This is a genomic window from Roseateles sp. (genome assembly GCF_047654785.1).
In the GTDB taxonomy this organism is placed as follows: Bacteria; Pseudomonadota; Gammaproteobacteria; order Burkholderiales; family Burkholderiaceae_C; genus Pelomonas.
Genome location: NZ_JASGKQ010000001.1, coordinates 225,492 through 243,955, shown reverse-complemented (window position 1 = coordinate 243,955; position 18,464 = coordinate 225,492). Strand labels below are relative to the sequence as shown.

Below are 18,464 nucleotides of genomic sequence, written 5' to 3'. Positions count from 1 at the left end.
GAGGCGCCAACCGCACGCCAGCACCCTGGCGCAAGCGCCACGCACGAAAACCAGCGCCCGACGAGCGCCCCGAGGCGACCCGCTGCGCTCTCGCCGCTGTCCCTGTGAAGAGCACCACAACTCGGACCTTCACGCCGGGCTCACCGGGCAAGGCACCAGCCGCGCCGACGCGTCGCCCCAGCGACGCTTGCATTTCGACTCGTGAGTTCGGCGTGCAGCCGACGTTGGCCGGGCCGATGGTGGCAGGCTCGGGCTCGTCATAGGGACAGCGGCGAGAGCGCAGCGGGTCGCTTCTTGCCTGGATCAGAGCGCGTGTTTTCGAAGAGGCTCACGGCGGGCTTCCACTCGCGTGCGGTTCAGCACCTCTTCTTTGGTGACTTTCTTCTGGCGCCGACAGAAGAAAGTTACCCGCCCGCCGGGGCGGATTCCCGGCGCGGTGCACCGGGTCGAAAGGCTCCCCGCAAAAGCAGCCACAGCCCCAACCGCAACCCGACAAGGCAAGACAAGGGGCCCATCACGCAAGGCCCCGCCCACCCTGCCGGGTCTCAAGCCACCGGCACCTCGCCACGCCGCCAACGCCTCGGCGTCAGCCTGCGGATCATGTCGTCCACCAGCGTGAACACCACCGGGATGACCAGCAGGCTCAGGAAGGTCGACGTGATCAGCCCGCCGATGACGACGATCGCCATCGGCGCGCGGAACGACGGGTCGGTGCCGAAGCCCAGCGCGATGGGCAGCATGCCCGCGCCCATCGCCAGCGTGGTCATGACGATGGGCCGCGCCCGCTTGTGGCAGGCGTCCAGCAGCGCCTCCAGCCGCGTCAGGCCCTGCTCGCGCTCGGCCATGATGGCGTACTCCACCAGCAGGATGGAGTTCTTCGTGGCGATGCCCATCAGCATGATCATGCCGATCATGGCCGGCATGGACAGGTCGGTGCCGGTCACGAACAGCGCCAGGATCGCGCCCGGGATCGACAGCACCAGCGCCCCCAGGATCGTGACCGGCTGCACCCAGGCGTGGAACAGCAGCACCAGCACGACGTAGATGCAGGCCACGCCCGTGCCCATCGCGAGCAGGAAGCTCTCGCTCAGCTCGGCGAAGGCCTCGGCGTCGCCCACCTCGGTCTTCAGGATGCCCGGCGGCAGCTTGGCGACGGAGGGCAGCGCCGCGACGCGCTGCTGCACGTCGCCCAGCGCCTGGCCGTTCAGCTCGATCTCGAAGTTGACGTTGCGGGCGCGGTTGTAGCGGTCGATCTGCGCCGGACCGGTGCCCAGCCGCAGCTCGGCCACCTGCTCCAGCGGCACCGGGCCGCGCGTGCCCGGCACGCTGAGCTGGCGCAGCAGCGCCAGGTCGGCGCGCGCGCCCTCGGGCAGCTTGACGACGATGGGCACCTGGCGCTGCGCGAGGTTGAGCTTGGGCAAGAACTGGTCGTAGTCGCCCGCCGTGGCGATGCGCAGCGTCTCGGCGATGGCCGCGGTGGTCACGCCCAGGTCCGCCGCGCGCGCGCTGTCGGGCTTCACGATCAGCTCGGGCCGCTGCAGCGCCGAGCTGCTGGTCACCTGGCCGATGCCGGCCAGGCCGCGCAGCTCGCGCTCCACCTTGGCGGCATGCGCCTGCAGCGCGTCGCCGTCCTCGCCGGCCAGCACCAGCACGTACTTCTCGGACGAACCGCCGAACGCGACCGTGAAGCGCGCGCCGGGAATGGTTTCCACCGCCGCGCGCAGCTCGCGCTCGATGTCCTGCTTGCTCGTGCCCTTGCGCTCGCCGCGCGGCGTCAGGTTGATCGTCAGCGTGGCCTTGCGGGCCTCGGGCGCGCCGCCCAGCGCGAACGGGTCCGAGCCCGCCGCGCCGCCGCCCACCGCCGTGTAGACCATCTTCACATGCGGGTTGCGGGCCACCGCGTCGCGCGCGGCCACGGCCACCTTCAGCGTGTCGGCATAGGTGCTGCCGGGTTCGAGCTGGATGGACACCTGCGTCTGGCTCAGATCGTCCGGCGGGATGAAGGCGCCGGCGATCTTGCCGGCGAACAGCGGCGAGCAGCTGGCCAGCGCGAACGCGGCGGTGGCGGCCAGGGTCTTGCCGCGGTGCGTCAGGCACCAGCGCACCACGCGCAGGTAGCGCGCCATCCAGAACGGCTCGCCGGGGTCGTGGCTGGGCTTCTTCAGGATGTAGGCGGCCATCATGGGCGTCAGCAGCCGTGCGACGACCAGGCTGAAGAACACCGCGATCGCCGCCGTCCAGCCGAACTGCACGAAGAACTTGCCCGGCACGCCGGCCATGAAGGCGGTCGGCAGGAACACCGCGATCAGCGTGAAGGTGGTGGCGATGACGGCCAGGCCGATCTCGTCGGCCGCCTCGCGCGCCGCGTCGATGGGGCTCTTGCCGCCGGTGAGGTGGCGCATGATGTTCTCGATCTCGACGATGGCATCGTCCACCAGGATGCCGATCACCAGCGACAGCGACAGCAGCGTCACCACGTTGAGCGTGAAGCCCATCCAGTGCATGACGGCGAAGGTCGGGATGGCCGACAGCGGCAGCGCCACCGCGCTGACGAAGGTGGCGCGCCAGTCGCGCAGGAAGAACCACACCACCAGCACCGCCAGCACGGCGCCCTCCAGCAGCAGCGACATGCTGCCGTCGAAGTTCTCCACCACCGGGTCCACGAAGTTGAAGGCCTCGGTGACGGTGATGTCGGGGTGCGCGGCCTTCAGCTCCTCGACGGCCGCGCGCACGCCCTCGGCCACGTCCACCTCGCCGGCGCCGCGGGTGCGCGTGATCTCGAAGCCCACCACCGGCTGGCCGTTCAGCAGCGCGCCGGCGCGGCGCTCGGCCGTCGTGTCGCTGATGGCGGCGAGCTGGTCCAGCCGCACGCGGCGGCCGTCGGCCAGCGCGATCTCCAGCGCCGCCAGCTCCTGCGCGCTGCCCACCGTGGCGATGGTGCGCACGCTCTGCTCGGCGCCGCCCAGGTTGGCGCGGCCGCCCGGCGCCTCCTGCTGCACCTGGCGCAGCTGGCGCGACACCTCGGCCGCGCTGGCGTTCAGCGCCAGCAGCCGCGCCGGGTCCAGCTCCACGCGCACCTCGCGCGAGACGCCGCCCACGCGCGCCACCGAGCCCACGCCGCGCACGGCCAGCATGCGCCGGGCGACCTGGTTGTCGATGAACCAGGACAGCGCCTCGTCGTCCATGCCGCTGGAGGCGACCGTGTAGGTCAGGATCGGCGAGCCGCTGAGGTTCATCTTGGCGATGACCGGGTCGCGCAGGTCCGCGGGCAGGTCGGCGCGCACGCCCTGCACGGCGCTGCGCACGTCGTCCAGCGCCTCCTGCACGGGCTTTTCCAGCCGGAACTCGGCGGTGATGACGGCCGTGCCGTCCTGCACCTTGGTGTAGAGGTTCTTCAGCCCCTGCACGGTGGCGATGGCGTTCTCGACCTTGCGCGCCACCTCGGTCTCCATCTGCGCCGGCGCGGTGCCGGGCAGGCTGGCGGTGACCAGCACGGTGGGCAGCTCGATGTCGGGGAACTGCTGGACCTTCATGGCCTTGAAGCCCAGCAGGCCGGCCGCCGTCAGCATGACGAACAGCAGCAGCGCGGGAATGGGCTGGCGGATGGCCCAGGCGGAGAAATTGAACATGATGGGCTGGCCCTCGCCGGCTTACTTCGCGGCCACGACGCGCACCGTGTCGCCGTCCGACAAAAAGCCCACGCCCTGCGCGACGACCGGCTCGCCGGCCTTCAGCCCGGCCTGGATCTCGACGCGGTCGCCCTGGCGGCGGCCCGCCTGCACCTTGGCCTGGCGCACCTTGCCGCCCTCGATGCGGAACACGTAGGCGAATCCGTCGCGCAGCAGCAGCGCGCCCTGCGGCAGCGTCAGCACCGCCGCCTCGCCCAGCACGAACTCGCCGCGCGCGAACATGCCAGCGCGCGCGCCCGGGTGCGCCGGCACGTCCACCAGCACGCGGCCCATGCGGCTGGCCGGGTCCACCGTGGGCGCCACCAGCCGCACGCGGCCGTCCAGCGCGGCGCTGCTGCCGGCCGGCGTGATGCGCACCTTCTGGCCCGGCGCGATGGCGCCCAGCTCGGCGCCCGGCACCTCGGCGCGCCACTCGACGCGGCCGTCGCGGATCAGCGTGAACAGCGTCTGGCCGGGCTGTGGCAGGCCGCCCTCGACGGCGTCCTTGGTGGCGACCACGCCGTCCACCGGCGCGACGACCCGGGTGTACGACAGGCGCAGCTCGTCCGCCTTCACGCGCGCCTGCGCGGCGGCCACGCGGGCGCGTGCGGTGGCGTCGGCGGCCTGGGCCTGCTCGATCTGCTGGGCACTGACGGCGTCCGTCAGCCCGCTCAGCCGCGCGGCGGTGGCGGCGGCGTCCTGCGCGGCGGCCTGCGCCTCCAGCAGCGCGGCCCGGCTGGCGGCCAGCTCGGCGGCCAGGCCCTCCGACGCGAGCTGGGCCAGCAGCTGGCCCTTCTTCACGCGCTGGCCGACGTCCACCGCCACGCGCTGCACGCGCTGGCCACTGGCCTCGGTGCCCACCTGCACCTCGCGCCACGCGGCCAGGCTGCCGTTGGCGGCCAGCGTCCGCGGCCAGTGCTCGCTGCGCGCCTGCACCGGCGCCACCGTCAGCGCGGGCCGCGGCGCGGACGCCGCGCCGGCCTGGTCCGCCGCCCCGGCCGGTTGCCGGGCCAGCAGCAGCGCGGCGCACAGCGCCAGGATCGGGAAGGCGGGCAGGTATTTCGTGTTCATCGCAAGGGCGGCGGGCCGCGGCGCAGGAGGTGGGCGGGAAGCAGGGGCGGGGCCATCGGCACCGGGCCCGGCGCCCGCCCGCCGGGGTGGCCGCGCACTGTAGCAAGCCGCCATTGGCCCTAGACTGGCCCGATGAAACACGCCGCCCCCGCCCTCGCCCTCTTCTGCACCCTGCTGGCCGCGTCGGCCCCGGCCCGCGCCGAGGCCATCGGCGCGGTGGACACCGCGTTCAAGCTCATCGGCCCCGACCACAAGATCGTCGTCGAGGCCTACGACGACCCCAAGGTGCCCGGCGTGGCCTGCTACGTGTCGCGCGCCAAGACCGGCGGCATCAAGGGCGCCCTCGGGCTGGCGGAGGACAAGGCCGAGGCCTCCATCGCCTGCCGGCAGGTCGGCCCCATCACCATCCCGCAGCCGCTGCCGGCGCAGGAGGAGGTGTTCAACGAGCGCATCTCGCTGGTGTTCAAGCGGCTGCGCATCGTCCGCATGGTGGACGCGCAGCGCCGCACGCTGGTCTACCTGACCTACTCCGACCGCCTCATCGACGGCTCGCCGCAGAACAGCATCACCGCGGTCCCGGTCGGCGGCGAGGCCCCCATCCCCGTCAGGAAATGAGCGCCGCGCCGCGCCGCGCCCAGCCCGCCCGCACCCGCCTGGCGGGACGCCGAGGGGGGCGCCGGTGAGCTTCGCCGACGCGCTGTTCGCGCTGCTGCCCCTGCAGGCGCTGGCGGCGGCGCTGGTGCTGATCACCCTGGTCGGCTGGCGCGGCGCCAGCGCGGGCGGCCGCTGGGCGCAGGCCGGCGTGATCGCGCTGGCGCTGGGCCTGGCGCTGCTCGGCCCCGCCACCGCACCGCACGGGCTGCGCAGCCTGGGCGTGGCGCTGATGAGCGGCGGGCTGTCCGCGCTGTGGTGGGCCTTCGGCCTGTGGCTCACGCCGCGCCCGGGCCGCCGCGCGATGGCCGCCGTGCCGGTGCTGCTGGGCGCGGCCCACGCGCTGCTGCACGCCGACCGCGCCGCCGCCCAGGCGCTGGCCGACGCCGTGCTCGCCGCCCAGCTGGCCTGGCTGGGCGTGGCGCTGACGCGGCCCCAGCGCAGCACCGTGCTGCAGGGCCTCACCACCCGGCGCTGGCGGCTGCTCGGCCTCGCGGCCGTGCTGCCGCTGGCGGCCGCGCTGCTGGCCCGCGCCGCCGCCACGCTGCTGCACCACCCGGCCGCCTGGCCCGACCTGCTGCTGGCGCTGGCCGGCCAGCTCGCGCTGCTGCTCGCGCTGCCGATGCTGCTGCTGGCCTGGCGCGGCCAGGCCGAGGCCGACCTGGCCTGCCTGGCCCACACCGACGCCCTCACCGGCCTGACCGACCGCGCCGCCTTCGCCACGCGCTCGCTGGAGCTGTTCTCGATGGCGCGCCGCTTCGACGAGCCGCTGGTCCTGCTGGTGCTGGAGCTGGACGACTTCGACACGCTGCAGGCCGAGCACGGCGTGGACGTCGCCGAGCGCGCGCTGGCGCTGTTCGGCAGCTGCATGCAGGCGCAGATGCGGCTGGGCGACCTGGCCGGCCGGCTGGGCGGCGAGCGCTTCGGCGTGCTGATGGCACGCTGCCTGCCGGACGGCCCGCGGGCGCTGGACGCGCGGCTGCGCGCCGCGCTCGCCGAGCGCGCGCCCGGCGAGCTGGGCCCGGCGCTGTCGTTCAGCGCCGGCTGGGCCCGGCTGCGCCCCGGCGACCGCGGCCTGCCCGACCTGCAGCGCCGCGCCGAAACCGCGCTGTACGAGGCCCGCCGCGCCGGCAAGGGCTTGCTGATGGCGGAGCCGGGCGCGGCGGACTGAGCCGCCGCGGGCGCCACGTCAGCCTTGCAGCGCCCAGCGCTTGCAGGCCAGGTGGTTGCGCTGACCGGTGGCGCCCCAGTCGCCGGGACTGACGCGGCCCTCGATGGCCTCCAGCGCCGGCACGGCCGTCTCGCGGTCCTGGGCCATGCAGGCGAAGTAGGCCAGCCGGTTCCGCCAGTAACGGCTGTTCGGCGACCGGGCGATCCACTGCTTCAGGCCATCGCGCATCAGGGGCCAGCGCGCCAGGCTGTCGCCGAACAGCCCCTGCTCATAACCCCCGGTCGCGGCGACGTCGTAGAGCCGGGTGTAGCGCATCAGCGCCTCGTCGCCGGGCAACCCCTTCATGGACTCCCGGATCCAACGTTCCAGTTGCTGCGCATCGCCGCCCCATTTGGGCAGCAGGCTGTCGATGGTGCGGTTGTAGAGGCATTCGTCCGCCGCCTCGCCGCGCATGCTCTTGCGCGCCATGTCCAGTTGCTGCCGGATGGGCACGCCCAGGCCGCGCAGCAGCGTCATCATCGGGCGGACGTAGTAGTTGTCCCGCGTCATGACCGCCGCGTTGGCCTGCGCATAGGCCAGCGCCTCGTTCAGCTTGGCGCGGAACTCTGCAAAGCGCTGTTCCGACACCGTGTTCGCAAAACCGCCGCCGCGATAGAACCAGGCACGGTCCACGAGCGCATCCAGGTGCATCGCATGGGCCAGCGGGGAATCCGGCCGGCGGCGCGCCCAGTCGAGCGTGCTCGCCAGGCGGGCGTCGTGGTAGGCCTGCGAACTGTCCCGGTAGTCGCGGTCCGCCCCGGCGCCGAAGAGGCAGATCGCCAGCCAGCCCTCCCCGGACCGCTGCATGTCCTCGCGGGCGGCGGCATAGAGCCGCTCCAGTTCACCCCAATCGCCCCAGAGCAGCGCCATGGCCGTCCGGTCCTCGATCACATCGGCCAGCCGCGCCGGCTGCACCGCTTGCGCCGCGGCCCCGGCCTGCGCCACCGCCAGCAGGCCCGCCAGCGTCAGACGCCTCCACGCCATGCGGATCGCTGTCATTTCAGACTCCAGTCGAACTCACGCTCCACCTGGGTGACCACACCGGACCGGGCGGCGGCCGACCAGTCCGTCATCTCCCGCGCCCGGGCCAGGGTCGCCAGTTCCAGCACGGCTTCGTGCGCGAACGGCCGTGCATCGCGCACGCCCGGCACCTCCACGGCGCGCCGGACCACCTGGACCCGCAGCACGCGGCCAGCGCCGTCCACCTCGGCCATCACGGTGACGCGGCCGCGGATGTCCAGAAACTGGGCCAGACGGGGATAGGGGCTGTCGTCGCCGGCCGGGGCAGCGGCCTGGCGGCGGTCGGCCCAGAGCACGTCGGCCGCCTGCATCGCCATCGCGGCGCGGAACTGGGCCGGATCGGCGCCGGCCCACTGGTGCATCGCGCAGCGCAGCATCGGCGTGGCCAGCAGCGGGTCGCGGCGGGCCTCGTCGCCGTCGCCCAGATACTCCAGGGCCAGAGCGGGCGGCAGCGGCACCGCGGGCGCCTGCCCGGTCGCCCGCAGTTGCAGCAGCGCGTCCTCGGCGGCCAGCGGCTCGGCCTCGCTGACCGCGCGCGGCTGGCCCCACCGCGCCAGCAGTTCGGCCTCGGCCTGGACCGCCGCCCGCTGCACGTCCGGCGCCAGCCCGCGCAGCCGGGCCAGGCGCATGACCAGTTCACTCGCCGTCCCGCCTGCGGGGCGGCACATGCCCGGCGTCTGCAAGGCCTGGGCGAACGCCGCATCCTGGGCCGGCCCGGTGCTGTCCCGCCCCCACAGCGCGAATTCGTTGGCCAGGCGCGCCACCACACGCTGCAGCGCCCGCTCCGGACGGGGCTGCTGCAGTTCCTCGCGCATCCAGCGCTCCATCAGCGCCCGCATGCGCGGCAGGTGCTCGGCCTGCATCGCCTGCGCGGCCGCCCGGACGTCGGGCGCCAGCTCGTCCTCGGGCAGCACCGTGAAGCGGGGCGCCGCGTAGGTCTTGAACACGTGGTTGAACTCGGCCATCGCCGCCTCGTCCAACACCGGGGCGGGCGCCGCCGAGGCCGCCGCAGGTGGCGCGACGCTCCGCTGGACGGCCGGCTTCTCGACCGCGCCCGCCGGTCCCGCGCAAGCCAGCAGCGCCGCCAGGCCTGCGGCCCGTGCCGTACTCCATCCAGATCCCCCCGAAAGCCAGGCCGGATTGTGGCCGGTGCCCGCAGGCCGCCCCCTGGGGGATTACTGGATCAGCCCGTTCTTCAGCGCGTAGTAGGTCAGGTCGCTGTTGGTGGCGAGCTTGAGCTTGTCCAGCACGCGGGTGCGGTAGGTGCTGACGGTCTTGACGCTGAGGAACAGCGCCTCGGCGATGTGGCCCACGGTCTCGCCCTGGGCCAGGCGCAGGAAGACCTGGAACTCGCGCTCGGACAGCGCCTCGTGCGGCAGCTTGTCGGCCACCACGCCGGCCGCGCCGCCGCCGACCACGCTGTCGGCCAGTTGCTCCGCCACCGCCGGGCTGATGTAGCGCCGCCCGCGCGCGACCAGCCGGATCGCGTTGGCGATCTCCTCGGGGTCGCACTCCTTGTTCAGGTAGCCGGCGGCGCCCTGGCGCAGCAGCGTCGTGGCGTAGTGCGCCTCGGGGAAGCCGCTGAGGATCAGCACCGGCAGCTCCGGAAAGCGCGCCTTGATGGCGGCCAGCGCGTCCACGCCGCTCTGGTCGGGCATGGAGATGTCCAGCAGCAGCACGTCCACGTCGCCGCGCCGGGCCATTTCCAGCGCCTCGTGACCGCTGCCGCCTTCGCCGGTGATGCGCAGGTCGACGTGTTCGGACAGGAACTGGCGCAGTCCGGAGCGCACGATGGCGTGGTCGTCGACGATGCCGATACGGATCATGGTGGGGCCTGGGTGGGTCGGGGCCCGGGCAGCGTAGCAGCCCGCAGCGGCGCCCTCCAGCGGCGCTTGTCCTACAACGGTGCCGGCGGTGTCCGACAAGGCGCCGCGCTGCGGGACTATGCGCCCGGCCCCCGGCGCGCCGCGATAGTGGCTCCCAGCGGCCCGCGAGCCGCCCACCCCAAGGAGATTGCAAATGCTGAACAAGCCCGTCCTGACCCTGGCCCTCGCCGCCGCCCTCGTCGCCACGCTGGCCGGCACCAGCGGCTGCGCCGTCGCCCGCAAGCAGGAAACCGTCGGCGCCTACATCGACGACGCCACGCTGACCGCCCGCGTCAAGTCCAAGTTCGCCGCCGACCCCAAGGTCAGCGCCATGGCCATCAGCGTGGAGACGATGAAGGGCACGGTCCAGCTGTCCGGCTTCGCCAAGAGCAACGAGGAAAAGGCCATGGCCGGCAAGCTGGCGCGCGAGACCTCGGGCGTCGTGGCCGTGCGCAACGACATCTCCATCCGTCCCTGACCGGCTCGGTCCGGCGCCCGGCGGCGCCCGGACCGGGACAATTGCCACGGTCCGCCACGCCGCCGCCGCGCCGGGCACCCGCCCGGGCCATCCATACTCCGCCCCTCCCGCAGCCCTTTCCGCCATCGCCGCCCCCGGCCATGCCCGCACTCAAAGCCTTCATCGTCGAAGACAGCCCGGTGATCCTGGAGAACCTGGCCGCCACGCTGGAGGAGCTGGCCCAGGTGGAGGTGGTGGGGTCCGTGCCGGACGAGGCCGGCGCGGTGCGCTGGATGAGCCGGGACCCGGCGGGCGGCGCCGACCTCTTCATCGTCGACGTGTTCCTGCGCGCCGGCACCGGCCTGGGCGTGCTGCAGGCCGCCCAGCAGCTGGGCGTGCGCGCGCGCCGCGTGGTGCTCACCAACTACGCGACCGAGGAAATGCGCCGCCGCTGCGCCAGCCTCGGCGCCGAGCGCGTGTTCGACAAGAGCCGCGAGCTCGACGACCTGATCACCTACTGCGCCGAACTGGCCGACGACGTCGATGCCGGCCCGGCCACCACCGCGCGCTGAACGGCCGGCCGTGCTGCGCCACCTCGACCCCTGGCTGGAGGGCGCCACGCGCAACCGCGGCCTCGCGGTGGCCTGCGCGGCGCTGGCGGCCGCGGCCGTCATGGGCGTCAGCGAGGCCGCCTTCCGCGGCGCCGACCAGGCGCTCAACCAGGCCGCCGCCCGCCACGCCGCCCGCGACGACAGCCTGCGCCTGCGCGAGCTGCTGACCAACGCCGAGACCGCGCAGCGCGGCTTCCTGCTGACCGGCCGCGCCGACTACCTGGCCCCGGTGCAACAGGCCGAGCGCGACCTGCCCGAGGTGCTCAAGCGCCTGCGCGGCCAGTACGAAAGTTCCGAATGGGAGGCGCTGGTGGCCGACGCCACCCGGCGCGCCAACGAGAAGCTCTCGGAGCTGCTGCTCGTCGTCCAGCTCTACCGCGAGGGCAATGAGCCGGCGTGGCAGGGGCTGGTGGAGTCCGACATCGGCCGCGAGAAGATGCAGGCCGTGCGCGACGCCGTCGCCCAGCTCGACCGGCACGAGCTGGCCCAGATCGCCCGCGAGCGCGAGGCCGTGACGCGCTCGCTGACCTACGGCCGCCTCGGCGTGCACGGCCTCACGCTGCTGAGCCTGTTCGGCCTGGCCGTGTTCCTGCACCGCAACGAGGCGCTGCACCGCTCCCGCCGCGAGCATGCGCAGGAACTGGCGCTGGAGCGCGACCGCCTGGACCGCGAGGTGGCCCGCCGCACCGCCGAGCTGACCGAACTGGCCCGCCACCTGCAGTCCGTGCGCGAGGACGAGCGCGCCCACCTGGCCCGCGAGCTGCACGACGAGCTCGGCGCGCTGCTGACGGCCGCCAAGCTGGACGTGGCCCGCATCCGCCGCATGACGAAGGCCGTGCCCGACATCGGCGAGCGCCTCGGCCACATGAGCGAGCTGCTGGACCAGGGCATCGCGCTGAAGCGCCGCATCATCGAGGACCTGCGCCCCTCGGCGCTGTCCAACCTGGGGCTGGTGCCGGCGCTGGAGATCCTGACGCAGGAGTTCTCGCAGCGCTCCGGCCTGCAGCTCAGCCTGGAGCTGGCCGACGTGGCCACCGACGAGAACGGCAAGCTGGCGCTGTACCGCCTGGTGCAGGAGGCGCTGACCAATGTGCTGCGCCACGCCAAGGCCAAGCATGTGCGCGTGTCGCTGGCCGAGGCCGACGGCTGGCTGCAGCTGCACATCCGCGACGACGGCCAGGGCTTCAAGCCCGACGCCGTCGGCGCCGGCCACCACGGGCTGCTCGGCATGCGCTACCGCATCGAGAGCCTGGGCGGCACGCTGCAGCTGCTGTCCGCGCCGGGTCGCGGCACGCTGGTGCTGGCCCGCCTGCCGGCCGCCCGGGCCGAGGCGGGCTGAGGATCTGCTCACGGGCTGGGCGAGGCCGGTCACCGCGCCGCCACGCATCGCCTGCCGCGAGGCCAGGTCCCGACGCGCCGAGGGCGGCGGGCAGCACGCATTTATCATCGCGCCCCATGCCCAGCGCCCCCCGCGACGTCGCGCAGATCCGACTGGACAACGCGATGCGGCTGTTCGAAGAGTTCGTCAGCGCGACCGTCAAACACCCCGATGCCGCCGCCCTGCGCGGCCTGGAGCGGCGCTTCGCCGAGCGCCTGCAGATCCAGCCCAGCTACTGGAGCCAGATCAAGGGCCGCTCGCGCCAGATCGGCGAACGGCTGGCGCGGCAGTTCGAGCAGCTCTGCCACAAGCCGCCGGGCTGGCTGGATCTGGAACACGTCCAGGCGGGCGCCGGGCCGTCCCAAGCCCGGCAGGAGCCGATGTCCATGCCGGGCCAGCCCGGCGGGCCGGCTGCGCACTCGCCGGCGGGGGGCAGCGACAACCTGCCGCAGGACGACGACGAGCGCTTCATCGTCGGCCTGGTGCTGACCTACTACCGCCGCCACCCGCAGCGCGCCCGCACCCGGCTGCTGGACCTGCTCGGCGAGGTGCTGGCGCCCGAGCCCGCACCACCGCCGCCGGCCCGGCCCGCCGCCGCCAGCCCGCAGGCCGAGCTGGACGCATGGCGCCAGCTGCAATCCGGCGTCGCGCCGCTGAAGCCCAAGAAGCGCTGACCGGCCGCCCGGCTGCGGCGCACCCCCTACGAATTGAGGGTCGTTGATAAAAATCGCTTGCGCATGAGAAACGTTTGTTTATCATTTGCGCAAGTTGCGGCATGCCAGCCCGTGCGCCGCAGCCCCTGACCGCCCGCCCGGGCGGCCCCTCCCCACCGCAACCGCCGGCCCGCCCCGGGCCAGGCCGCTGCATTGCCGACCGAAAGCACGCCATGCCCCAGTTCACCGCCCCGCGCCCCCTGCAGATCCCGCAGCGCAAGCCGCGCAACCCGCTCGTGGCGCCCGCCCTGCAGCGCCAGGCCGGCCGCCACCGCAGCCCGCACGACGCCCAGGCGCAACGCCAGCAGGCACGCCAGGAGCTGCGCCGCCTGCTGCGCGACCGCTTCCCCGGCGACAGCCCCTGACAGACCCGCACCGCCCCGGCCCTCCGCCATGTCCCATGCCATGAGGGCCGGCCCGGCGCCAGCAAGGAGACCCTCATGAGATGGATGGAACTGCGCGGCCCCGACGCCGCCGAGACCCACGACGCCTGGGCCCGCCGCTGGCGCCGCCTCGAGGTCCGCCTCGAACGCGCGGCGCGCGCCGTCCGGCGCCGGCTCTGGCCCGCCCGCCGCGGCGACCTCCCGCAACTGGCGCTCTACGCCGAGGCGGGCGCGCCCGAAGGGGCGCTGCCCGGCGTGCGCAGGCCGTGAACTGGGCCGCAAAAAGGGGTCGCCTGCGGCGAGCGGGCGGCCCCGCCCGCGCCTAGCATCCGGCCACCATGCCCCACCGCCCGCGCCTGACCACCCCGCCGCCCAGCCTGGACGCCTGGGTCGACGCGCTCGCGGACGCCGAAATCCCCGTGCTGGCCGAGACGGCCGAGTCGCTGGCCTACCTGCGCGCCGGCGAGGACGACGTGGACGCCCACAGCCTGGGCGAGCTGATCGCCGCCGACCCGCTGATGACGCTGAAGGTGCTGGCGCACGCCAACGCGCTGCAGCGCGGCCGCAGCGACGGCCTGCACGGCGCGCCGGAGACGGTGACGGCGGCGCTGGTGCTGATGGGCATCCCGCCGTTCTTCCGCGCCTTCGGCCCGCAGCCGACGCTGGAGGAGGCGCTGGCCGGCGAGGACGAGGCGCTGCTGGGCCTGTCGCGTGTCCTGCAGCGCGCCGAGCGGGCCTCGCGCTACGCACTGGGCTTCGCCGCGCACCGCGCCGACCCCGACGCGGCGCTGCTGCACGGCGCCGCGCTGCTGCACGACTTCGCCGAGATGCTGCTATGGGTGCATGCGCCCGCGCTGGCGCTGCGCATCGCCGCGCTGCAGGACGCCGACCGCGGCCTGCGCTGCGCCGCGGCGCAGCGGCAGGTGCTGGGCATCACGCTGGCCGAGCTGGAGCAGGCGCTGATGAGGCGCTGGCAGCTGCCCGAGCTGCTGGCCCGCATCACCGACGACCGGCACGCCCGCGACCCGCAGGTGCGCTGCGTGTCGCTGGCCGTGCGGCTGGCGCGGCACACCGCCCGCGGCTGGGACGACAGCGCCGTGCAGGGCGACCTGCACGACATCGCCGCGCTGCTCAACCTGAGCCCGGAGCACACGCTGAAGCTGCTGCGCGACTTCGATTGAGCGGGCTCACACCGGCATCGCGGTGGTGTTCTTCAAGCGCTCCAGCACGAAGCTGGTCTTGCAGTCCTTCACGCAGGGGTGCTTGAGCAGCGTGTCGTCGATGAAGCGGGCGTAGTGCTGCATGTCCTGCACCAGCACGCGCAGCAGGTAGTCCATCTCGCCGGTCAGCGCGGCGCACTCCACGACCTCGGGCCAGGCCTGCACGGCGGCGCGGAACAGCTCGCGCGGGTTGCGCTGGCTGTTGTCGGCCTGCTTCTCCAGCCGCACATTGATGTAGGCCGTCAGGTGCAGCCCGACCCGCTCGGGCGGCACCAGCACCACGTAGGCGCCGATGATGCCGGCCTCCTCCAGCCGGTGCACGCGGCGCAGCGCGGCGCTGGCCGACAGCCCCGCCTGCGCGGCCAGCGCCTCGTAGGTCAGCCGGGCGTCCTGCTGCAGCGCCCGCAGGATGCGGCGGTCGATGGCGTCGAGTTCGGGGGACACTTCCATCCGCGAAATTGTGCCGCCTCCCCACCGGCGGCCGCGCCTACAGTCCCCGTCGCCCGCTCCCTGCCGCCTTGCCCATGACCGCCCGATCCGTCCTGGCCTCGTGCCTGGGCCTGCTCAGCCTGCTGCCGGCCGCCCGCCCCGTGGCGGCGGACGAGATCGTGCTCGCATCGCCGGAGTACTGGTGCCCGTTCAGCTGCAAGGCCGGCGCGGCGCAGGAGGGCTTCACGGTGGACATCGTGCGCGAGATCTTCACCGCCGCCGGGCACACGGTTCGCCTGGTCAACCAGAACTACAGCCGCGCGCTGCTGGACGTGCGCGCCGGCCTGTACACGGCCACGCCGTCCACCTTCCACGAGGAGGCGCCGGACTTCGTCTTCCCCGCGGCGCCGATCTCGCGCAACCGCTACTGCGTCTTCGTGCCGGCCGACAGCCGCTGGACCTACCACGGCCCGGCCAGCCTGGCCGGGCTGGGGCGGATCGGCGTCATCCGCGACTACGCCTACGGCCCGGGGCTGGACGCGGTGATCAAGGCCACGCCCCGGCGCTTCGAGGTCCACACCGGCGAAGGCCTGACCGAGCGCATGCTGCGCCGGCTGCAGCTGGGCCGCATGGACGCCTTCATCGAAGAGGAGAACCTGGTGGCCCATGCGACCCGGCAGCAGCCCGCGCTGGCCGCGCGCGTGGCGGGCTGCGAGGCGCCCACCTATGCCTACATGGCGATCTCGCCGCGCCACCCGAAGGCACAGGAGTACGCGCGGCTGTTCACCGACGGCATGGGCCGGCTGCGCCGCAGCGGCCGGCTGAAAGCCATCATGGCGGCCTACGGCCTGCAGGACTGGACGCAGCCTTGAAGCGCGAATGCGGCCGGCGGCGCAGGAATCCTGCGTCCAACGGGGTTCTGGCGCCCTCTTTTGCATGAATCCTGCGCGCCTCCCGCCGCAGAATTCCGGGCTTCTCCAGCAATCCGACGCGAGGCAGTCATGGCCAAATTCATCCCCTGGGACAACCCCATGGGCACCGAGGGTTTCGAGTTCATCGAGTTCGCCGCGCCCGACCCGGCCGCGCTCGGCCAGCTGTTCCAGACCATGGGCTTCACCGCCGTGGCCCGGCACCGCCACAAGGACGTGACGCTGTACCGCCAGGGCGGCGTGAACTTCATCATCAACGCGGAGACGGACTCGTTCGCGCAGCGCTTCGCGCGGCTGCACGGGCCGTCGATCTGCGCGATCGCCTTCCGCGTGCAGGACGCCGCGTTCGCCTACCGGCGCGCGCTCGAGCTGGGCGCCTGGGGCTTCGACAACAAGGCCGGCCCGATGGAGCTGAACATCCCGGCCATCAAGGGCATCGGCGACTCGCTGATCTACTTCGTCGACCGCTGGCAGGGCAAGGGCGGCGCCAAAGCCGGCGCGATCGGCAACATCAGCATCTACGACGTGGACTTCGTGCCGCTGCTGGACGCGCAGGGCCAGCCGGTCGAGCCCAACCCGGCCGGCCACGGCCTGACCGAGATCGACCACCTGACGCACAACGTGTTCCGCGGCCGCATGAAGGAGTGGTCGGAGTTCTACGAGCGCTTCTTCAACTTCCGCGAGGTGCGCTACTTCGACATCGAGGGCAAGCTGACCGGCCTGAAGAGCAAGGCCATGACCAGCCCCTGCGGCAAGATCCGCATCCCGATCAACGAGAGCAGCGACGACAAGAGCCAGATCGCCGAGTACCTGGACCTGTACCACGGCGAGGGCATCCAGCACGTGGCGCTGGGCACGACCGACATCTACGGCACGGTCGAGGGCATGAAGCACGGCGGCGTGGCGTTCCAGGACACCATCGACACCTACTTCGACCTGATCGACAAGCGCCTGCCCGGCCACGGCGAGAACGTCGCCGAGCTGCGCCGCCTGCGCATCCTGATCGACGGCGCCACGCACATGGGCGCGGACGACGAACTGCTGCTGCAGATCTTCACGAAGGAAGTGATCGGCCCGATCTTCTTCGAGCTGATCCAGCGCAAGGGCAACGAGGGCTTCGGCGAGGGCAACTTCAAGGCGCTGTTCGAGAGCATCGAGCTGGATCAGATCCGCCGCGGCGTGCTGGCCGACGCCAAGGCCTCCTGAAGGCACTGCCAGACTGCGGGCGCGCGCAGCAGGCCCATGTGGCCCAGGCCGTCCACGCGGTGGGCGCGCGAGCCCGGCAGGATGGCCGTCTCGGCCGGGTTGACGATCTGGTCGCACGGCGTCCAGAAGCAGTCCACGTCGGCCACCGCGGCCAGCCCGGTGACCCACGGGCTGCCCAGCCGCATCTGCCGCGCGTTGGCCCCCAGCCCCAGCAGCGCCATGCGCGTGCCGCCGTGCGGCGAGCCCAGCGTGATGACGCGCGGCGGCGCCGCATGCGCCGCCCCGAACTTGCGCCACCAGGCCCGCACCGCCAGGCCGCCCATGCTGTGCGCGCACAGCACCGGCGGCCGGCCGGTCAGCGCCTGCAGCCGGCGCACGCCGGCCTCCACCTGGTCGGCATAGGCGTCGATGCTGCCGAACGCCGGCTCCAGCGACGGCGCGACGAAGGCCACGCCCTGCGCGCGCAGCCGCTTCATCCAGCCGTTCCAGAAGCCGCGGTTGCAGGTGAAGCCATGCACCAGCAGCACGGCGGCCGGCGCCCCGGCGGGCAGGAAGTCGGGCTCCGCCCCTTCCCGCCACGGCTGGCGCCACGACATCACCCGCTCGCTGTCCAGCACCTCGCGCCACCAGGCGGAAAACAGCTGCCCCCAACCGGGCCGCGCCGCGCCGCGGTTCACCCAGCGCAGCCGCGCGAAGCCCAGCGCCAGCACGGCCGCGTGCAGGCCCAGCGTCAGCAACCCCCAGCCCCAGCCGAAGCGCCAGCCCACCCACAGCGCCACCGCCAGCCGCAGCAGCATCCAGATCCTTTGGAGCGTCCCGTTCATCGCCCCAGTCTATGCGGGGCAAAATCCGGCGCGCCCATGGACCCGCTGCCTGCCGAATCCCTGCTGAACGAGCTGCGCGCCGTCGATGCCGAACGCGCGCGCCGCGCGGCCGACCCGGCGCTGGCCGGGCGCGTCCACGCGCTCAAGGCCTACCAGCAGCAGCGCTTCGCGCAGACCTATGCCGACCTGCTCGCCCACCCGCGCTACGAGGCCGCGGCGCACTTCTTCCTGGACGAGCTGTACGGCCCCGGCGACTACCGCCAGCGCGACGCGCAGTTCGCCCGCGTCATCCCGACGCTCACCCGGCTGTTCCCCGCCGAGGTGGTGGACACCGTCGCCAGGCTGGCGCGGCTGCATGCGCTGTCCGAGCGGCTGGACACGCGCATGGCCGAGCAGCTGCCCTCGCCCGGCGTCACGCCCGACGGCTACGCCGCCGCCTGGCGCGCCTGCGGCGAGCCGGCCGCCCGGCAGCAGCAGATCGACCTGACCCTGGCCGTCGGCGGCTCGCTGGACCGGCTGACCCGCAAGCCGCTGCTGCGCCAGGCGCTGAAGCTGATGCGCGGCCCCGCGCAGGCGGCCGGGCTGGGCGCGCTGCAGCACTTCCTCGAAAGCGGCTTCGACACCTTCAAGGCGATGCGCGGCGCCGGCGAGTTCCTCGCCACCGTCAAGCAGCGCGAGGAGGCGCTGGCGCGCACGCTCTTCGACGGCGGCTGACGCCCACGGCCACGGCCTGTCGCTGCGGCGACGTAGGGCAACTCCCCTGGCCCGGGCCGCCGGCCCCGCTCAAGATCGCAGGCCTTCTCCCGCCGAGACCCTCCGAGACCCCGCC

Annotated in this window: 19 protein-coding genes; 12 read left to right on the top strand and 7 right to left on the bottom strand. The window is 73.5% G+C overall.

The window, feature by feature from the left end; translation table 11 throughout:
- Positions 1-545: 545 nt before the first annotated feature.
- Both QM788_RS01150 and QM788_RS01145 read right to left on the bottom strand, forming a co-directional pair.
- Positions 546-3,629: an efflux RND transporter permease subunit gene (locus QM788_RS01150; protein ID WP_415659650.1), complete on the bottom strand. Its 3,084-nt coding sequence runs from the start codon at positions 3,627-3,629 to the stop codon at positions 546-548.
- 21 nt (positions 3,630-3,650) lie between these two features.
- The gene (locus QM788_RS01145; RefSeq protein ID WP_415659649.1) at positions 3,651-4,739 is read right to left on the bottom strand and encodes an efflux RND transporter periplasmic adaptor subunit; all 1,089 of its coding nucleotides are present in this window, start codon (positions 4,737-4,739) and stop codon (positions 3,651-3,653) included.
- Between the two features lie 132 nt (positions 4,740-4,871).
- On the opposite strand from QM788_RS01145, the gene QM788_RS01140 reads away from it, so the two are divergent.
- The gene (locus QM788_RS01140; RefSeq protein WP_415659648.1) at positions 4,872-5,354 is read left to right on the top strand and encodes a CreA family protein; all 483 of its coding nucleotides are present in this window, start codon (positions 4,872-4,874) and stop codon (positions 5,352-5,354) included.
- 64 nt (positions 5,355-5,418) lie between these two features.
- Positions 5,419-6,561 (top strand): GGDEF domain-containing protein, encoded by a 1,143-nt coding sequence (locus QM788_RS01135; RefSeq protein ID WP_415659647.1) that lies wholly within the window; start codon positions 5,419-5,421, stop codon positions 6,559-6,561.
- An 18-nt stretch (positions 6,562-6,579) separates the two neighbouring features.
- Here QM788_RS01135 and QM788_RS01130 read toward each other — a convergent pair whose 3' ends face one another.
- The 3 genes from QM788_RS01130 to QM788_RS01120 form a co-directional block, all read right to left on the bottom strand.
- Positions 6,580-7,599, bottom strand: a complete 1,020-nt coding sequence (locus QM788_RS01130; RefSeq protein WP_415659646.1) for a hypothetical protein — start codon at positions 7,597-7,599, stop codon at positions 6,580-6,582.
- On the bottom strand, positions 7,596-8,585 hold the full coding sequence (locus QM788_RS01125) for a hypothetical protein (RefSeq protein ID WP_415659645.1): 990 nt from the start codon (positions 8,583-8,585) through the stop codon (positions 7,596-7,598). The genes QM788_RS01130 and QM788_RS01125 overlap by 4 nt, the downstream gene beginning before the upstream one ends.
- 210 nt (positions 8,586-8,795) lie before the next feature.
- Positions 8,796-9,446, bottom strand: a complete 651-nt coding sequence (locus QM788_RS01120) for a response regulator (protein ID WP_415659644.1) — start codon at positions 9,444-9,446, stop codon at positions 8,796-8,798.
- 193 nt (positions 9,447-9,639) lie between these two features.
- Between QM788_RS01120 and QM788_RS01115 the strand changes: the two genes are divergently transcribed.
- From QM788_RS01115 to QM788_RS01085, 7 genes are all read left to right on the top strand, one after another.
- Positions 9,640-9,963 (top strand): BON domain-containing protein, encoded by a 324-nt coding sequence (locus QM788_RS01115; protein WP_415659643.1) that lies wholly within the window; start codon positions 9,640-9,642, stop codon positions 9,961-9,963.
- A 140-nt stretch (positions 9,964-10,103) separates the two neighbouring features.
- Positions 10,104-10,514 (top strand): response regulator, encoded by a 411-nt coding sequence (locus QM788_RS01110; RefSeq protein ID WP_415659642.1) that lies wholly within the window; start codon positions 10,104-10,106, stop codon positions 10,512-10,514.
- A 10-nt stretch (positions 10,515-10,524) separates the two neighbouring features.
- On the top strand, positions 10,525-11,892 hold the full coding sequence (locus tag QM788_RS01105; RefSeq protein WP_415659641.1) for a CHASE3 domain-containing protein: 1,368 nt from the start codon (positions 10,525-10,527) through the stop codon (positions 11,890-11,892).
- Between the two features lie 116 nt (positions 11,893-12,008).
- Positions 12,009-12,605, top strand: coding sequence for a hypothetical protein (locus QM788_RS01100; RefSeq protein WP_415659640.1), 597 nt, complete (start codon positions 12,009-12,011; stop codon positions 12,603-12,605).
- 212 nt (positions 12,606-12,817) lie between these two features.
- The gene (locus QM788_RS01095) at positions 12,818-13,009 is read left to right on the top strand and encodes a hypothetical protein (protein ID WP_415659639.1); all 192 of its coding nucleotides are present in this window, start codon (positions 12,818-12,820) and stop codon (positions 13,007-13,009) included.
- A 75-nt stretch (positions 13,010-13,084) separates the two neighbouring features.
- The gene (locus tag QM788_RS01090) at positions 13,085-13,297 is read left to right on the top strand and encodes a hypothetical protein (protein ID WP_415659638.1); all 213 of its coding nucleotides are present in this window, start codon (positions 13,085-13,087) and stop codon (positions 13,295-13,297) included.
- A 68-nt stretch (positions 13,298-13,365) separates the two neighbouring features.
- Complete coding sequence (locus tag QM788_RS01085) at positions 13,366-14,208, top strand: HDOD domain-containing protein (RefSeq protein WP_415659637.1); 843 nt, start codon at positions 13,366-13,368, stop codon at positions 14,206-14,208.
- 6 nt (positions 14,209-14,214) lie between these two features.
- Here QM788_RS01085 and QM788_RS01080 read toward each other — a convergent pair whose 3' ends face one another.
- Positions 14,215-14,697 carry an Lrp/AsnC family transcriptional regulator gene (locus QM788_RS01080; protein ID WP_415659636.1) on the bottom strand — a complete coding sequence of 161 codons (483 nt, stop codon included), beginning with the start codon at positions 14,695-14,697 and terminating at the stop codon, positions 14,215-14,217.
- Positions 14,698-14,771: 74 nt separating this feature from the next.
- Here QM788_RS01080 and QM788_RS01075 point away from each other — a divergent pair, with 74 nt between their 5' ends.
- Positions 14,772-15,548 carry a substrate-binding periplasmic protein gene (locus tag QM788_RS01075; RefSeq protein ID WP_415659635.1) on the top strand — a complete coding sequence of 259 codons (777 nt, stop codon included), beginning with the start codon at positions 14,772-14,774 and terminating at the stop codon, positions 15,546-15,548.
- A gap of 129 nt (positions 15,549-15,677) precedes the next feature.
- Positions 15,678-16,811 (top strand): 4-hydroxyphenylpyruvate dioxygenase, encoded by a 1,134-nt coding sequence (gene hppD, locus QM788_RS01070; RefSeq protein ID WP_415659634.1) that lies wholly within the window; start codon positions 15,678-15,680, stop codon positions 16,809-16,811.
- Here hppD and QM788_RS01065 read toward each other — a convergent pair.
- The gene (locus QM788_RS01065) at positions 16,769-17,635 is read right to left on the bottom strand and encodes an esterase/lipase family protein (protein ID WP_415659633.1); all 867 of its coding nucleotides are present in this window, start codon (positions 17,633-17,635) and stop codon (positions 16,769-16,771) included. The genes hppD and QM788_RS01065 overlap by 43 nt on opposite strands.
- A gap of 36 nt (positions 17,636-17,671) precedes the next feature.
- On the opposite strand from QM788_RS01065, the gene QM788_RS01060 reads away from it, so the two are divergent.
- Entirely contained in the window at positions 17,672-18,349 is a 678-nt protein-coding gene (locus QM788_RS01060; protein ID WP_415659632.1) for an FFLEELY motif protein, read from the top strand.
- The last annotated feature ends 115 nt before the right edge of the window (positions 18,350-18,464 follow it).

Excerpts from the sequence above, each read along its gene's own strand:
- QM788_RS01150 (WP_415659650.1), bottom strand. The coding sequence starts at position 3,629 with ATGTTCAATTTCTCCGCCTGGGCCATCCGCCAGCCCATTCCCGCGCTG.
- QM788_RS01145 (WP_415659649.1), bottom strand. The coding sequence starts at position 4,739 with ATGAACACGAAATACCTGCCCGCCTTCCCGATCCTGGCGCTGTGCGCC.
- QM788_RS01140 (WP_415659648.1), top strand. The coding sequence starts at position 4,872 with ATGAAACACGCCGCCCCCGCCCTCGCCCTCTTCTGCACCCTGCTGGCC.
- QM788_RS01130 (WP_415659646.1), bottom strand. The coding sequence starts at position 7,599 with ATGACAGCGATCCGCATGGCGTGGAGGCGTCTGACGCTGGCGGGCCTG.
- QM788_RS01125 (WP_415659645.1), bottom strand. The coding sequence starts at position 8,585 with ATGGCCGAGTTCAACCACGTGTTCAAGACCTACGCGGCGCCCCGCTTC.
- QM788_RS01120 (WP_415659644.1), bottom strand. The coding sequence starts at position 9,446 with ATGATCCGTATCGGCATCGTCGACGACCACGCCATCGTGCGCTCCGGA.
- QM788_RS01115 (WP_415659643.1), top strand. The coding sequence starts at position 9,640 with ATGCTGAACAAGCCCGTCCTGACCCTGGCCCTCGCCGCCGCCCTCGTC.
- QM788_RS01110 (WP_415659642.1), top strand. The coding sequence starts at position 10,104 with ATGCCCGCACTCAAAGCCTTCATCGTCGAAGACAGCCCGGTGATCCTG.
- QM788_RS01100 (WP_415659640.1), top strand. The coding sequence starts at position 12,009 with ATGCCCAGCGCCCCCCGCGACGTCGCGCAGATCCGACTGGACAACGCG.
- QM788_RS01095 (WP_415659639.1), top strand. The coding sequence starts at position 12,818 with ATGCCCCAGTTCACCGCCCCGCGCCCCCTGCAGATCCCGCAGCGCAAG.
- QM788_RS01090 (WP_415659638.1), top strand. The coding sequence starts at position 13,085 with ATGAGATGGATGGAACTGCGCGGCCCCGACGCCGCCGAGACCCACGAC.
- QM788_RS01085 (WP_415659637.1), top strand. The coding sequence starts at position 13,366 with ATGCCCCACCGCCCGCGCCTGACCACCCCGCCGCCCAGCCTGGACGCC.
- QM788_RS01080 (WP_415659636.1), bottom strand. The coding sequence starts at position 14,697 with ATGGAAGTGTCCCCCGAACTCGACGCCATCGACCGCCGCATCCTGCGG.
- QM788_RS01075 (WP_415659635.1), top strand. The coding sequence starts at position 14,772 with ATGACCGCCCGATCCGTCCTGGCCTCGTGCCTGGGCCTGCTCAGCCTG.
- hppD (WP_415659634.1), top strand. The coding sequence starts at position 15,678 with ATGGCCAAATTCATCCCCTGGGACAACCCCATGGGCACCGAGGGTTTC.
- QM788_RS01065 (WP_415659633.1), bottom strand. The coding sequence starts at position 17,635 with ATGAACGGGACGCTCCAAAGGATCTGGATGCTGCTGCGGCTGGCGGTG.
- QM788_RS01060 (WP_415659632.1), top strand. The coding sequence starts at position 17,672 with ATGGACCCGCTGCCTGCCGAATCCCTGCTGAACGAGCTGCGCGCCGTC.